Source organism: Anabaena sp. CCY 9402-a (genome assembly GCF_963920945.1).
GTDB classification, from domain to species: Bacteria; Cyanobacteriota; Cyanobacteriia; order Cyanobacteriales; family Nostocaceae; genus Trichormus; species Trichormus minutissimus.
Genome location: NZ_CAWUDL010000022.1, coordinates 1 through 15,944 on the forward strand (window position 1 = coordinate 1; position 15,944 = coordinate 15,944).

Annotated in this window: 13 protein-coding genes; 12 read left to right on the plus strand and 1 reads right to left on the minus strand. The window is 42.4% G+C overall.

Features of this window, described 5'->3' with window-relative positions; translation table 11 throughout:
- Window positions 1–490: 490 nt before the first annotated feature.
- The 7 genes from ACM0OR_RS10290 (at window position 491) to lpxD (ending at window position 10,053) form a co-directional block, all read left to right on the plus strand.
- Window positions 491–1,708 (plus strand): glycosyltransferase, encoded by a 1,218-nt coding sequence (locus ACM0OR_RS10290; protein WP_414576149.1) that lies wholly within the window; start codon window positions 491–493, stop codon window positions 1,706–1,708.
- 95 nt (window positions 1,709–1,803) lie between these two features.
- Complete coding sequence (locus ACM0OR_RS10295; protein WP_414576150.1) at window positions 1,804–3,003, plus strand: glycosyltransferase family 4 protein; 1,200 nt, start codon at window positions 1,804–1,806, stop codon at window positions 3,001–3,003.
- Between the two features lie 152 nt (window positions 3,004–3,155).
- On the plus strand, window positions 3,156–5,333 hold the full coding sequence (locus ACM0OR_RS10300) for a GumC family protein (RefSeq protein ID WP_414576151.1): 2,178 nt from the start codon (window positions 3,156–3,158) through the stop codon (window positions 5,331–5,333).
- Between the two features lie 8 nt (window positions 5,334–5,341).
- Window positions 5,342–6,796, plus strand: coding sequence for an O-antigen ligase family protein (locus ACM0OR_RS10305; protein WP_414576152.1), 1,455 nt, complete (start codon window positions 5,342–5,344; stop codon window positions 6,794–6,796).
- Window positions 6,797–6,815: 19 nt separating this feature from the next.
- A complete protein-coding gene (locus tag ACM0OR_RS10310; RefSeq protein WP_323265658.1) occupies window positions 6,816–7,790 on the plus strand; it encodes a glycosyltransferase family 2 protein in 975 nt (324 codons plus the stop codon).
- A 4-nt stretch (window positions 7,791–7,794) separates the two neighbouring features.
- Entirely contained in the window at window positions 7,795–8,709 is a 915-nt protein-coding gene (locus ACM0OR_RS10315; RefSeq protein ID WP_414576153.1) for a glycosyltransferase family 2 protein, read from the plus strand.
- Window positions 8,710–9,000: 291 nt separating this feature from the next.
- Window positions 9,001–10,053 carry a UDP-3-O-(3-hydroxymyristoyl)glucosamine N-acyltransferase gene (gene lpxD / locus ACM0OR_RS10320; protein WP_414576154.1) on the plus strand — a complete coding sequence of 351 codons (1,053 nt, stop codon included), beginning with the start codon at window positions 9,001–9,003 and terminating at the stop codon, window positions 10,051–10,053.
- 108 nt (window positions 10,054–10,161) lie between these two features.
- On the opposite strand, the gene ACM0OR_RS10325 is transcribed toward lpxD, so the two are convergent.
- On the minus strand, window positions 10,162–11,067 hold the full coding sequence (locus tag ACM0OR_RS10325; protein ID WP_414576155.1) for a CoB--CoM heterodisulfide reductase iron-sulfur subunit B family protein: 906 nt from the start codon (window positions 11,065–11,067) through the stop codon (window positions 10,162–10,164).
- A 193-nt stretch (window positions 11,068–11,260) separates the two neighbouring features.
- On the opposite strand from ACM0OR_RS10325, the gene ACM0OR_RS10330 reads away from it, so the two are divergent.
- The 5 genes from ACM0OR_RS10330 (at window position 11,261) to tkt (ending at window position 15,882) form a co-directional block, all read left to right on the plus strand.
- The gene (locus ACM0OR_RS10330; protein ID WP_414576156.1) at window positions 11,261–11,455 is read left to right on the plus strand and encodes a hypothetical protein; all 195 of its coding nucleotides are present in this window, start codon (window positions 11,261–11,263) and stop codon (window positions 11,453–11,455) included.
- A gap of 74 nt (window positions 11,456–11,529) precedes the next feature.
- A complete protein-coding gene (acpP, locus tag ACM0OR_RS10335; protein WP_190705620.1) occupies window positions 11,530–11,781 on the plus strand; it encodes an acyl carrier protein in 252 nt (83 codons plus the stop codon).
- Between the two features lie 42 nt (window positions 11,782–11,823).
- Complete coding sequence (locus ACM0OR_RS10340) at window positions 11,824–11,979, plus strand: hypothetical protein (RefSeq protein WP_414576157.1); 156 nt, start codon at window positions 11,824–11,826, stop codon at window positions 11,977–11,979.
- Window positions 11,980–12,016: 37 nt separating this feature from the next.
- Complete coding sequence (gene fabF / locus ACM0OR_RS10345) at window positions 12,017–13,267, plus strand: beta-ketoacyl-ACP synthase II (protein WP_414576158.1); 1,251 nt, start codon at window positions 12,017–12,019, stop codon at window positions 13,265–13,267.
- Between the two features lie 602 nt (window positions 13,268–13,869).
- Window positions 13,870–15,882 carry a transketolase gene (gene tkt, locus ACM0OR_RS10350; protein WP_414576159.1) on the plus strand — a complete coding sequence of 671 codons (2,013 nt, stop codon included), beginning with the start codon at window positions 13,870–13,872 and terminating at the stop codon, window positions 15,880–15,882.
- Window positions 15,883–15,944: the final 62 nt, after the last annotated feature.

A 15,944-nucleotide genomic window follows, 5' to 3' on the forward strand; every position in this document is an offset into this window, starting at 1 on the left:
TAATGAGTAATGAATAATGAGTAATGAATAATGAGTAATGAATAATGAGTAATGAGTAATGAATAATGAGTAATGAATAATGAGTAATGAGTAATGAGTAATGAGTGGGTGGGCATTGTATTTTTCTTCCCCTGCTCCCCTGTCCCCAGTCACCTGTCACCTGTCACCTATTTCTCCATAAAGTTATTATGAAGCTACTTTAAAGTACCTTCATAATAACTACGGATATCTTCATGAATTGATGTAGTAAAGGGTTCATAGATAGTAGTTATGAAATTATGAAGTTTTTCGCCAAAGATTTTTTTGTCACGAATGTAAACTTTTGGTGAAGACTTTAACGATAAAGTGACTTTTCAACATAGAGATACTACGATAAGGCTGTGTATGTTTCAGTACGTTTGTTGCATAAAATACGGCTAAATTTCAGTATTTCTTCTATATTCGTCAATTCTGACTTTGTATGCAGCAAAGTTCCCTTATGGTGTGAGTAATGCGTAAACCAGTTCTAACGATTTTTTACCAGTTCAATCCCTGGTACACTTCGATAGGAGGAATTCAGACACTAATCAACACATTTATGAAGTATGCTCCTAGGGAGTTTGAAGTGCGACTTGTAGGGACAGCAAGCGATCGCTCTCAAGTTCTAGGTAAGTGGCAACAAAAAGAATTCGCCGGCAGAGAAATTAGTTTTTTACCCCTATGTTTAATAGAGAACGACGATTTCAGAGGTCTGATCCCGACAACTATTAAATATACGGCCGCTTTGGTTGGGCGTAATTACGCTTCAGATTTTATGCACTTTTACAGGATAGAACCAACCATAGTGACGCGTCATTGGCAGGGAGAAAAGACTCTATTTATTCAAAATGACATTCAAGCCCAGATTGCGGCAAAGGATGATAAAAACGCAATTCTCTGGAGAAAGTTTCCCTCCGCTTATTTTGCCTTAGAAAAGATGTTGGTAGATCAGTTTCATCAAATCTACTCTTGCAACACAGAGTCCATGAAACTTTATCAACAGCGATACCCCAACTTGCGAGAGCGGGTAGCTTTTCTCAAGAATACCTTTGACGAAGAAATTTTTTACCCCTTACCACCAGATAAACGAGAACAGGGGAGACGCGAACTGGCTATGCGCTGGGGATTAGATGACAACACCCGCTTTATTATGTTTGCAGGTCGTTTACATCCCCAAAAAGATCCCATCCTCCTCATCCGTTCCATAGCGGCTTTAGACAACTCCAACATTCATCTATTAATGGCAGGTAATGGTGAGTTAGCCGAGCCAATCCGTGCTGAGATTGCCCGGCTAGGATTGGCAGGGCGGGTGACAATGCTAGGAGCAGTCAAGCAAAAGGAACTAGCTGATTTACATCGTGTGTGCCATGCGTTGGTGCTGAGTAGTGCCTTTGAGGGTTTGCCTTTTGTGGTACTTGAGGCTCTGGCTTGCGGTATACCCATAGTAACTACGCAAGCGGGTGAAACTCCAAAATTACTCTCGTCTGATAGTGGTATTGTTTGCGAAGAACGAACTCCAGACTGCATTGCTAATGCTCTACGTCAAGTAGTGATGAATCCAGGAAGTTATCCAGTTTCTGCCTGTGTACGCACAGCTCAACCTTATGCAGCCAGTACCGTAATCAATGAAGTGTATAAAAAGATGTGGCAAAGTTGGGAAACAAAATATTTAGTCACAGCTAGCCGCTAATAAAAGCCAGATTCCCTCAGACTAGAAAGCCCAATTCCCTATTTTTTGTGTGTGTGTTCGCTATTAATCATCTCGTTCTTCACGGCTAATTAATTATGAAAGTTGCAGTAATTGGTGCAAAAGGTATACCACCAAAACAGGGTGGTATTGAGCATTATTGTGCAGAAATTTATCCTCGGATGGTGTCACAGGGACACACTGTAGATTTATTTGCTCGCTCATCTTACACAGAGAATTTTGGCTGGGAAAATTATGATTTTCGAGGGGTGCGAGTCATTTCTTTCCCAGGTTTGGACTACTATTATGGTTTGGATGCTCTAGTTACTTCAGCGATGGGAGCGATCGCCGCCACTGGGCAGAAATATGATATTATCCATTTTCATGCCCTCGGCCCAGCTTTGTTTACCTGCATACCTAGGATTGCTAACTCGTCAAAAATCGTAGTTACCTGTCACGGTTTAGACTGGCAACGAGCTAAGTGGGGAAGTTTGTCTACGAGGCTGATTCAACTTGGAGAAAAGGCATCTGTCCGTTTTAGCCACGGCATGATGGTGGTGTCAAAATCACTGCAAACATACTTTTTGCAAACATATGGCAAAGAGACGGTTTATATTCCCACAGCTCCAGCAAGTTATGGTTATTCAGATCCCAATTTTCACTATGGTACTAATCTAGGACTGGAAAAAGGGCGTTATATTCTGTTTTTAGGCAGACTCGTACCAGAAAAACGTCCTGATTTGTTAGTTGAAGCTTTTAGTGCGCTCAACCCAAGAGGATGGAAACTAGTTTTGGCTGGGGGTGTCAGTGATACGAAAACATTTACTAGCCAACTACTAGAAAAAATTGCCCGTCAAAGAAATATAGTCTTCGCAGGGGAACTTAGAGGTTCTCGTCTTTGGGAAATTGTCCGAGGCGCAGGTTTGTTTGTTCTGCCTTCTGACTTAGAGGGATTACCTTTATCGATGCTAGAAGCGATGCGAGAAGGTATCCCGGTTGTAGGTAGTGATATTCCACCTCATCAACAACTACTAGGGGAAGAGCGAGGAATACTATTTAAAGCTGGCAACTTAGACTCTTGTATTTCTGTCTTAGACTGGGCGTTGCGTTACCCAGAAAAACTAGCCCCCATAGCCAAGAAAGCACAAAATCATGTCAATCTCAACTACAGTTGGGATCATATTACATCGGAAATATTGCAACTATATACACAAGTTTTGAACTCTTCGGAAATTTCAGGTGGATTTCAGCCAGAAACCAAAGATATGGATCTAGCTAAAGTAGGAACTAAGAAATAGGCAAGCCCAATCATATCTAAAAACCGACTCTTTAAAAGTAATTAGTTTGTATTGAGTGCCGTTGTCATCAGTTATGATACCGAGTAGTTAATATTTTTTAATACTGTATCCAAGTTGGATAGTCCGATCTGAAAGAAATCAAGGTATAGGTAATGGGAAAAGGTATTTCAACCTTATTGGCAGTATTACGACGTAGAGGGTTGCCAGCTTTGTCTACCTTAGCGGCTGTGATTGGCGCATCAGTTGCTTACCTGGCTGTAACTCCGCGTTTTTATGAAACATCAGCAAGATTGATGGTTGATGCTAAAGGTGTCAGCGTTTCAGAATTAGGACGTGATCTGACACAACCTTCAGTTGTGGGACGGAGCAGCAACCCCCTAGCAGATCAAGCCGAGCTAGTGAAATCACAGGCTGTTTTGGATAAGGCTATAGAGAAGCTGGTTTCCCAAAACAAAAATAGTGCCAATCCAATTGATCTAAAAACTACAGATATCACTTCCTCATTGAAAGTCAGCATTGTACCAGCTACTAATATTCTAGAAGTGCGCTATTACAACCAAAATCCTGAGTTTGCGGCTGAAGTGCTAAATGCTGTTTCCCAAGCAATGGTTGAGGAAAATATTCAAGCGATTAGCTCAGAAGCGACTAAAGTCAGACAATTTTTAGAAAAAGAAGTACCAGTAGCTCGTAATCGCTTACAAAAAGCAGAAGTGGCGGAGTCTAAATATAGACAGCAAAGTGGTGTGATTGCAGATACCGACCAAACTCGGAGCTTAGTCGAGAGTTTAGCGAATCTAGAAGACCAAGAACGGATATTATTAGCTCAAGTACAAGAAGCGCGATCGCGGGATGATTCCCTGAGAAAACTTACTGCTACTAAAAATATCAATAACGCCTATACATCAGTACGTAGCGGTCAAGACGAACAACTCAAAGCCTTAAGAGCTAAATTAACCCAATTAGAAACTCAACTCATAGAAGCTCGTTTACAGTTTACAGATAATCACCCCAGAGTTGTATCCCTACTAGGACAGCGAGATCAAATTCGGACTTTGTATGGCGAGGAAGTGGCGCGGGTATCACCAGCAAATCAAACCGCTTCTTCTGCTGACGTTGCATCTGATCAAATCAGTCAAAATCTCACCACCCAGCTAATCAATAACGAAGTTGAGCGTCTAGCAGTTGAAAACAAGCTCCGAGCAGTTCAGTCTATGAGAACTAACCTCCAGGCTCGTTTAACAGTATTGCCTCTCAGACAACAACCACTCACCATGCTCACTCGTCAACGGGAGGAAGCGGCCGAGTCTTTGAAATTGCTACAAAGCAAGCTAGAAGAAGCACGGATTGCGGAAGCGCAAAAGGTAAGTAATCTCAGAATCATCGAAATAGCCCAAGCCCCAACTGCTTACGCTTATCCCAAGCGATCGGTTGTGTTAGTTATCGCTATGTTCTTTGGTAGCATTCTAGCTACCGGGATAGTGCTGCTATTAGAGTTAATGGATAATAGACTCTATGATGTTGCAGACGCAGAGGAGCTACTGAAGTTACCACTGCTGGGAGTTTTACCACGCCTCCCTGCTACTAAGCTCACCCTCGAACCAGCCGAAAAATTCTTAGACGATGTAGGCTTAGTTGAGCCTTACCGGATGCTCCTCAAAAATCTAGAATTTCGTAGCAGTGATAAATTGCAGATTGTCGTGGTGAGCAGTACCATCTCTGGAGAAGGTAAATCAGTTGTGGTGTCGCACTTAGGTGCTGTTGCAGCCATGCTATCTCGCCGCACACTCATCATTGATGCAGATTTGCGTAGACCTGTACAGCATACATTGTTTAACCTACCTCCCAAACCAGGCATTACCGATGTCCTCAATGGGAATAGATCATTACTGAGTGCTGCACAGTCAACAGATATTGAAAACCTTTTTGTATTGACTTGTGGTGAACTACATGGTAGACCTTCACAGTTGCTGGAGTCAGAAGCAATGAAATCTCTCGTAGCCGAAGCCGCATTACACTATGATCTAGTTATTATAGACACACCGCCTCTGGGGGTTTGTGCTGATGCTTCCACCCTCAGTCAATATAGTGATGGCGTCATCATGACTACGCGCCCCAGTGTCACACTTAAAGAATCATTGCAAAGAGCAGTAGCAGAACTCAATCAAAACCGGATACCGATTCTGGGAGTAGTGATCAATGGGATGGAAACTGAGACAGAAAAATATTATCGCTATCCCATTGATGAGAACCAATCCTTCCTATCTAGGCCTTTGAGACGCTTGAACTTGCTAGGGAGTAGTAGCAGAAATTCCCAGAACGATTTGAGGTGAAGATAACAATGTTGACTAATAAACGCTCAAGTCGTTATTCCCATGTGGGAATTTTGGTTGGGTTAGCAGGTATTGCCATTGGCATAGTAACAGGGTTTCTAGTCGGTGTTAGCCCCTTGTTAATCGGCTTGCCTATATTTGCCGTAGCTGTGGTTGTCTGGTTTTTTGGTAAATTTGAGCAAGCAGTTATCGGCTTATTAGTTTTGCGTAGTGCTTTAGATACATTTTCTGCACAGCAAATTCCATCTGCTTTTGCGGTTGGTTTAAGTGGCTTGGCGTTATTATATGTAGCTGTTTCTTTATTAACAAATCAAGCCATCAAAGTAGATAGATTTTGGTGGTTTTTTGCTGGATGGGTCGCACTACAAGGAATGTGGGTAGTGCTATTACCATTAGGAGGGCTAGGTTTAGATGGGACATATCTCTTAGAAGGCGTCCGTGAGTGGACACGTTTATTTTCGTGGTTAATGGTTTATTTGCTCGTCATGCAACTTAAGGGGAAGTTGAAACCTCAGACAGTAATTACTGCCTTGTTCTTGAGTCTTGTTATTCCCCTGACAGTATCATCAATGCAGATGTTCTTACCGCCTTCATTACTACCTTCCTTCCTGGCTCAAGGTAGCGTCAATACTGGGGAATTAGAATCAGCTTCGCGTATTAGAGGAACTCTAGGTCATCCTTCTACATTTGCCACATTCTTATTACTATTTATCGCGCTAACCTGTTGGAAGATAGGTAACACACCAAAACGTTGGCCTTGGTTATGTTTGCTAGGCTTACTTGCTTTCTTTTTTGTTAGTACCAAAGCTCTAACTATGACAGCAATGCTGTTTGTGTTTGTTTTAGTAATGATTGTACCTAAATTAAATCTCGTCAATTTAATTGGTGGCTTTTTACTATTAGGATTAGTAATAATTTTATTTGCGAGTACAGAGTTTGGACGAGAACGCCTTGGCTCACTGGCAGATACACCACTCTTAAATCCAGATATAGAGATATGGCGGGCAATTTTACTATCTTGGACAGACGGAAATAGTTTTAATTGGAGAATAGCACAATGGCATTTTATGTGGGAGGCTTGGAAGAACTCGCCGTTACTTGGTTATGGGTTAAATACAGCTTCCTACTTAACTGTGTTAAAAAACGAGGCTCATAATGATTATCTCCGAGCCTTAGCTGAGGGAGGGATAGTAGGATTCACAACATTTTTGATCTTTCTGGCAGCTCAAGTTTATCGCCTTATAAATCTCATGTCTGCGGCTAGAAATAATCGCTCACAACAGAACTTTTGCTTTATCCTGTTGGCTGTTTTCACCGCTATTCTGCTGGGAATGTTGACTGACAATATCTGGAAGCACACTACTCTTTTGTTCTATTGGTGGCTTTCTTTAGCAGTAGCAGGTTGGGATTGGGATGAAATAGGCAATTCTCAACAAATGGATAGATCACCTTTATCCCATTAGCAAAATAAGAGTTATAAATATGCCAAAAGTTTCTGTGATAATTCCTGCTTACAATGCGATAAATTATCTTCCTGAAACTATCAAATGTCTTTTTAATCAAACTTTTGATGATTTTGAAGTAATCATTGTTGATGATGGTAGTTCAGATGGAACGGCTGAATGGGTATCTCAAATCAAAGATTCAAGAGTTAAATTAGTTAGTCAACAAAATCAAGGTTCATCAGGAGCAAGAAACACAGGTATAAAACACTCCCAATGTGAGTTTATAGCTTTTATGGATGCTGATGATTTTTGGCAGCCGACTAAATTAGAAAAGCAAATCAGGGTTTTGGAATCAAATCCAGAAATAGGATTAGTTTACAATTGGGTCGCTTATATAAATGAAAAAAGTGAGCCTACAGGTAGAATAGTCAAACCGGATGCAGAAGGATATATCTGGGATAAATTTACAGCTCGCAATTTGATTGAATGTGGTAGTGTGCCTATGATTCGTAGCCAATGCTTTGAGCAAGTAGGAGTATTTGATGCAAGTATTGACGCAGCACCAGATTGGGATATGTGGTTGCGAATCGCTGCGGTTTATCCTTGTGCTTTGATTAAAGAACCTCTAGTTAGCTACCGTCAGCATTCTCATAATAAATCTAAAAATTATCCTCAACTGATACACGATTTTCGCACCATTTTTGAAAAAGCTTTTCAGTCTGCTCCAGTTGAGTTTTTACATTTGAGAAAGCGGAGCTATGGTAATCTTTATTTGTTATTAGCATGGAAATGTTTACAAAGTAAAGATAGAGATAATAAACAAGCAGATGTTTTTCGTCGGCAAGCTCTGAAGCATGATTTTTTGATCATCTTTACTAAAGAATATATTCGTCTCAGTGTAGCGATCGCATTAATGCACTGGTTAGGGGATAATGGCTATCAACAATTTATCCAAATTTTTTACAGTTTACGCCGCAGCAATTCTGCACTCATGAGATTTTCTAAGAGGTAAGGTCATGAAAATTCATAGTATTTGTGTAGTTAAAGACGAAGCTGACATCATTGAGCAAACACTCACATCAGCAATAATCTGGTCTGATTTTATATATGTTTTGGATAATGGTAGTACAGATGGCACATGGGAAAAGATTTTAAACCTGTCTCAAAAACATCAAAAAATCATTCCTTACAAGCAAGATAACTGCACATATCATCACGGTTTATGGGCTGATCTCTTTCATCATTATCGAGCCAATAGTTCAACAGGTGACTGGTGGTGTCGGTTAGATGCTGATGAAATTTATATTGACAATCCGCGTAGTTTCTTAGGGGAAATACCAGGGCAATATCAAGCAGTTTGGGCTGCTAGTTTTCAATACTTCTTTACTGATAAGGATTTAGAAATTTATAGTCAGCAACCGTCAATTTATGATGATGAAATACCAGTTGAACAAAAGTGTCATTACTATCTGAATAATTGGTCAGAGGCGCGTTTCTTCAGATATGACCAGGATTTATTTTGGGATAAAGATCAGGGGTGGCCTTATTTTGGGGCAATATATCCATTTAGGATTAGATTAAAACACTATCAACATCGTTCACCTCAACAGATACAAAAACGGATCAGTGTCCGTTTGTTAGCAAGAGCTAGAGGTAGTCAGAATTTTAAGCATGAATCTCAATTAATGGTAGTAACTCACTCCCATAATCAAGGTGCGAGTATGACTAATCTGCAACTATCTGGAGATGAATGGCAAACAAAGATTAAACCCGCAGCCAAATTAAACTATGACAGTAACGATGGTGTATATGTATTGCGAGAAGATTTAATGCCAAAAGTTCCATCAGGCAATCCTATGTTAATTAATAAAATGAGAATTATGAAAAGATATTTGAGAAGGTTAAAAAAATTAGTTTCATCTGGTAAGTAAAGCATTGAAGATTAATTAACTATGCTTCCAACATTCATTAAACCCCACCATGTTCACGGGGTGGGCTTCTTGGGGCTTCATCAGCAATCCTAACTTTTCACGGAATCTGGAAAACCTCTCTCTAAATCTCTCTCCTCCGAGGAGAGAGACTTTGAAATCCTGGTTTGGAAGTTAGATTTTCCGTGGACTTTTCCACATGACGTGAAAAGTCAGATCAGCAATCAAGCTGACGTGATATGAAATAGTATAATCTTGCTTTTACTGAGAAAACTACTAAATAAATACGCGAATATGAAATTCAGCGAAATCATACACCAATTTGGTGACACCGCAATCGACCATAGTCTGAAAATCAATCAAAATAATGACCCAGAACTTATAGGGGTAGCGGCCATTGAAGACGCAAAAACTGGTATTTTAAGTTACGTAGAAGGTGGGAAATTTGCCTCTTTTATCAACACGACAAATGCTAGTGCTTTAATTTTGCCTCATGATCAAACGATACAAGCTCAAGCAGAAGAACGAGGCATAGCTTGGGTAGCGACAAAGCAACCAAGATTGTTGTTTGCCAAAGCGATCGCTATATTTTATCAACCATACACTCCCAGCCCAGCCATTCATCCTACAGCCGTTATTCATCCCACAGCCAAAATTGGTGAAGATGTCTACATTGGCCCCCATGCGGTGATTCAGGAAAGAGCAGAAATCGGTGACAGTGTGATTATTCATCCCAACGTCGTCATTTATCCCGATGTGAAGATAGGCGATCGCACCACCTTGCACGCTAACTGTACCATCGAAGAACGTAGCCAAATTGGTGCAGATTGCGTCATTCATAGCGGTGCTGTCATCGGTGCAGAGGGTTTTGGCTTTGTCCCTACCCGGACTGGTTGGTTCAAAATGGAACAATCCGGCTATGTAGTCTTAGAAGATCGAGTAGAAATAGGTTGTAATACGACCGTTGACCGCCCAGCCGTGGGAGAAACCAGGATAGGATACGATACCAAAATCGATAACCTAGTGCAGATTGCTCATGGTTGTCAAATTGGTAAAGGTTGCGCGATCGCTGCCCAAACTGGTATGGCTGGAGCAGTCAAATTAGGCAATCGTGTGATTTTAGCCGGACAAGTCGGAATTGCCAATCAAGCAACAATGGGTGATGGCTCAATTGCTTCGGCTCAAAGCGGTATTCTGCACAATGTTGCAGCAGGAGATGTTGTTTCTGGGACTCCTGCTGTTCCCCATAGAACATATCTCAAAGTTGCTGGTATTTACAGCCGCTTGCCAGAGATGTATAAATTTTTTAGACATCTCCAACGTCAGTTTAAGGGAGAAATCAATTAAAAATTCAAAATTAAAGAACTCTTAGAGGATGTTTGAAAAGTCTGTTTCTTTGTCATGTTGACTTTTGACTTTTTCTGTCCAATCCCTAATCACCAGCCCCCAATTTCTTCAAAATCCTAACTTTTCTAAAACGGGTTTTGTAGAAACAATATGCCGTTCTAAACCCAATTCTTTGGGGCTAACCCCTAATGCCAAAGCAATTAACTGGGGTAAATGTAACACGGGCAAACCTAATTTTTGCCCAATTACTTTTTCTACCTCTGGTTGACGAGAATCTAAATTTAGATGACACAGAGGACAAGGGGTAACTAAACAATCAGCACCAGCAGTTAAAGCGTCTTGAATGTGCATCCCAGCCATCTGGAAGGATTGGGTAGTAGCATAGCTAGAAAGAGGCCAGCCACAACATTGAGTCCGACCACGATAATAAATTGGTGTTGCACCCACCGCTCGAAAGACATTTTCCATTGCTTCTGGATTGTAAGGGTCTTCGTCGGGCATAGGTTTTTGGGCGCGGAGGAGATAACAGCCATAAAAAGCTGCACACTTTAGCCCAGATAACTTACGGGTAACACGGTTGCTAATTTCCTCTAAGCCATAATCTCTGACTAGCGCATAGAGGATATGTTTAACTTCTGTTTTACCGCGATAAGGTAGACAGCCTTCTTTGTTTAACAAGCCATTAACTTGCTTCACATAATCAGGGTTACTGGTTTGAAAATCTTGCAAGCGTTCGTTAACATGACCAATCACACCCTGACAGGTACTGCAATGAGTCAGTAGGGGTAAATTTAATGCTTCTGCGAGGGCAATATTTCTGGCATTAACTGTATCTTCTAACAGTTGAGAATCTTCTTTGAATGTACCTGAACCGCAACAAGCAGCTTTCTTGAGTTCAATCAGTTCAATACCTAATGCTTGAGTCAAGGCTTGAGTTGACTGGTATAATTCCCCGCAAGCACCTTGAGCTACACAACCAGGGAAGTAAGCATATTTTAGTGTTTGAGATAGCATAAAAGTAAGTGTGGTTTAGGGCAACTGCCCCGATGATAACTGTTTTCTCACCTCTCACCAGGGATACTGAGAAGGAAATGTATATTTTTTGAACATTCACTAAAAATTTAGTAAGAATTGATAACAAGCAGTATTAAAAAGTGTTATGAGTTCCAAGTTTAGTTAGGGTAGTGGAACATGAGCAGCTTGCTGAGTGGTGAATCTCACTCACAACTTACAACTCAGCACTCACAACTCAGCACCGGCTAAACGCCGCGCTACCGCTAACAGCACTCACAACTCAGCACTCACAACTCAGCACTCACAACTCAGCACTCAGCACTCAGCACTCACCACTCTCTTCCTATTTTGGACAAGGACGTATACGGGCGATCGCGCTTTCCGATAAGATGTATATGCTCAAAACCATGTCTCCCATAACATCAAGAGCAGAAAATAGCAGTTGGTTAAGGAATTTTATATATGAGCCAGGCAGAAATTTTTGCACAAGTCAAGAAAATCATTGTTGAACAACTTAGTGTTGACGAGGAAAAAGTTACCGAAACAGCAAATTTTGCTAACGATTTAGGGGCAGATTCTCTAGATACAGTGGAATTAGTAATGGCTTTGGAAGAAGAATTTGATATCGAAATTCCCGATGAAGCCGCCGAAAAAATTACAACCGTTCAAGAAGCAGTGGATTACATCAACAGCAAAGTTGCCGCATCCGCTTAAGAAAGTGTTGAGTTATGAGTGCTGAGTAATGAGTAATGAGTTATGAGTAAGATTTCTAACTCGGAACTCGGAACACTACTGCTGAGTGAAATTTCCTACTCAGCACCGGCTAAACGCCGCGCTACCGCTCTAAGCGCAGCTATGCCCACAGGGCTTTATAGCACTCAGCACTCAGCACTCAGCACTCACTACTCATAACTTTACTTGCAACTTTCTCGCCATCTTTTACTGAGTCATGACAGATTATAATCGTAACCGCGTTGTTGTAACTGGTGTTGGCGCGATTACACCTATTGGTAACACACCTGCTGAATATTGGGAAGGATTGTTAAGCGCACGCAATGGCATTGACTACATCACTTTTTTTGATGCGTCTAGCCATGATTGTCGCATTGCTGGAGAGGTGAAAAATTTCGATCCGCATGAATACATGGATCGCAAAGAAGCCAAGCGCATGGATCGATTTTCCCAATTTGGAGTCGCAGCAGCCAAACAAGCAGTTGCAGATGCCAAGTTAGTTATTAATGAACTCAACGCCGAACAGGTAGGAGTTATTATCGGTTCTGGTGTAGGCGGTATTAAGGTCATGGAAGACCAGCAAACCATCTACCTTAACCGTGGCCCAGATCGCTGTAGTCCATTCATGATTCCCATGATGATCGCTAATATGGCGGCGGGACTGACAGCAATTCATACTGGTGCTAAAGGCCCTAATAACTGTACTGTGACTGCTTGCGCCGCAGGTTCTAACGCCATTGGGGACGCTTTTCGCATGATTCAAGGTGGTTATGCTCAAGCCATGATTTGTGGTGGGTGTGAAGCGGCGATAACTCCCTTGTCTGTAGCTGGTTTTGCGGCTGCACGCGCCCTTTCTACTCGCAACGATGACCCCACTCATGCGTGCCGTCCCTTCGATCGCGATCGCGATGGATTTGTCATGGGTGAAGGTGCGGGAATCTTGATTCTGGAAGAGTTGCAACACGCTCTCAGTCGTGGCGCACGCATTTATGCCGAAATCGTTGGTTATGGCATGACCTGTGATGCGTACCATATAACCTCCCCTGTCCCTGGCGGTGAAGGCGCAGCCAGAGCCATTCAGTTGGCACTAAAAGACGCAGGTATTACCCCAGATCAAGTCAGCTATATTAATGCCCACGGTACTAGCACCCCGGCTAACGATTCTACGGAAACGGCAGCGATTAAAAGAGCCTTGGGCGATCATGCCTACAAAATCGCCGTCAGTTCCACTAAATCAATGACAGGACACCTGTTAGGTGGTTCTGGAGGTATTGAAGCTGTAGCCACAGTCTTAGCTACTGCTAACGATCGCATTCCACCTACAATCAATATCAAAAACCTTGATCCAGAGTGTGATTTAGATTACGTACCCAACTCTAGCCGCGCTCTCAAAGTCGATGTAGCCTTATCCAATTCCTTTGGATTTGGTGGACATAATGTCACCCTCGCCTTTAGAAAATACGTCTAGCTCCGCTACGCGGAAGTTAAAAGTCCTGACTCAGCACTCAGCACGGGCTAAACGCCGCGCTACCGCTAACATGACTCAGCACTCAAAATAGAATTCAGGGGACAGAATAGTTCAAAAATTAGGAGATAATGTGAGTAATCGACTTGCTCATAATCTAAAACATGAATGAAGAATCCAAAGTTCAGAAATCTTGAATTTTTCTATTCTGCATCCTGATTCCTGAGTTCTGAATTCTTCTTCTTGACTTTCAAGTTTTCCATTCTTACTGAGAAGCTGAAATCATTATCTATGTTGGCTATCCCGTAATCAAAACAACAACAGTATCGTAAATGTCATTCCCCAATCAGCCAAGGGTTCAAGTTGACCTGGTTTTTGGCTTGATTAATTACCAGAAACTCAGGATACCCCGCTTGTCCATGCACAATTGGGAATGGGATGATGATACTGTAGGGGAACTTCCATCAGTTAACAGTTAACAGTCAACAGTTATCAACATAAAATTTACTGCTGATAACTGATCATTGATCACTGATAACTGTTAAAAACTACCCCGTTAAGAGTAGCTCCAAGAGTACTAACCCGTCGTTAAAAATATATAGATTATGGCTGTTGCAACCCAATCCCTCGAAGAACTTTGTATTAATTCGATCCGTTTCTTGGCTGTTGATGCTATAGAAAAGGCAAAATCGGGACATCCAGGACTGCCGATGGGCGCAGCTCCGATGGCTTTCGTACTCTGGGATCGCTTTATGCGGTTTAACCCCAAAAACCCCAAGTGGTTTAACCGCGATCGCTTTGTTCTGTCTGCTGGTCACGGTTCGATGTTGCAGTATGCCCTGCTCTATCTGACAGGCTACGATAGCGTCAGCATTGAAGATATCAAGCAATTCCGGCAGTGGGAATCTAAAACCCCCGGACACCCTGAAAACTTCATGACCGCAGGCGTAGAAGTCACCACTGGCCCCCTAGGTCAAGGTATTGCCAATGGTGTGGGTTTAGCGATCGCAGAAGCTCATCTCGCAGCTAAATTCAACAAACCTGATGCCAAAATTGTTGACCATTACACCTATGTAATTCTAGGTGACGGTTGCAACATGGAAGGCGTTTCCGGTGAAGCTGCTTCCTTCGCTGGACACTTGGGTTTAGGTAAACTCATCGCTCTGTACGACGATAACCACATCTCTATTGATGGTTCTACAGATGTTGCTTTTACCGAAGATGTTTCTAAGCGGTTTGAAGCTTACGGCTGGCACGTCCTGCACGTTGAAAATGGTAACACCGATTTAGACGCAATTCACAAAGCTATTGAAGAAGCGAAAGCTGTCACCGATAAACCCACCATGATTAAGGTGACAACTATTATCGGTTACGGTTCTCCCAATAAATCTAATACGGCTGGTATTCACGGTGCAGCTTTAGGTGGAGACGAAGTAGCATTAACCCGTAAAAATTTGGGTTGGGAACATGAACCATTTGTCATTCCTCAAGATGTCCTCAACCATACCCGCAAAGCCGTAGAACGCGGTGCTGGCTACGAATCTGAATGGAACAAGACTTTTGCTGATTACAAAGCGAAGTATCCCCAAGAAGCGGCTGAATTTGAGCGTTACCTAAGTGGTAAACTAGCTGACGGTTGGGATAAGGTACTACCTACCTACACCCCCGAAGACAAAGGATTACCTACCCGGAAGCACTCAGAAACCTGTCTCAATAAGTTGGCGGCGGTTTTACCTGAACTCATTGGTGGTTCAGCTGACTTAACCCACTCCAACCTGACCGAAATCAAAGGTAAGGGCGATTTCCAAAAAGGACAATACCAAAACCCCAACATTCACTTTGGTGTGCGGGAACATGGTATGGGCGCAATCTGTAATGGGATGGCGTTGCACAGTTCAGGCTTAATTCCCTACGGTGCGACCTTCCTCATCTTCACCGATTATATGCGGGCTGCTATCCGCTTATCTGCACTCTCTCTAGCCGGCTCGATTTGGGTGATGACTCACGACTCCATCGGACAAGGTGAAGACGGCCCCACCCACCAACCTATCGAAACCCTGGCTTCTTTACGCGCGATTCCTAACCTGACAGTGATTCGCCCCGCCGATGGTAATGAAACCTCTGGTGCTTACAAAGTTGCAATTGAAAGAGCGAAGAATAACGCTCCTACTTTGTTGGCGTTTAGCCGTCAAAATGTCCCCAACTTAGCCGGTACATCAATTGAAGGTGTAGCTAAGGGTGGATATGTAGTAGTAGAGTGCGATGGTACACCCGATATCATCCTCATGGGTACTGGTTCAGAGTTGAACCTCTGTGTCACCGCAGCGGAGAAACTTGCAGCCGAAGGTAAGAAAGTCCGTGTAGTCTCCTTGAGTGCTTGGGATTTATTTGAAGCACAAGATGCAGCTTACAAAGAATCTGTTCTACCTAAAGCTGTCACCAAGCGTTTGGCTGTAGAAGCTGCTAGTAGCTTCGGTTGGCACAAATATATTGGTAGTGAAGGTGATACTGTGACAATTGACCGCTTTGGTGCTTCTGCTCCTGGCGGCGTTTGTTTAGAGAAATTTGGTTTTAGCGTTGATAATGTGTTAGCTACAGCTAAAAAATTGTTGGGTTAATAGCAACGGAATATTCTCTTAGCTTAGGGGGTGGGCATTTTGTCCACCTTTTTTTTACACCG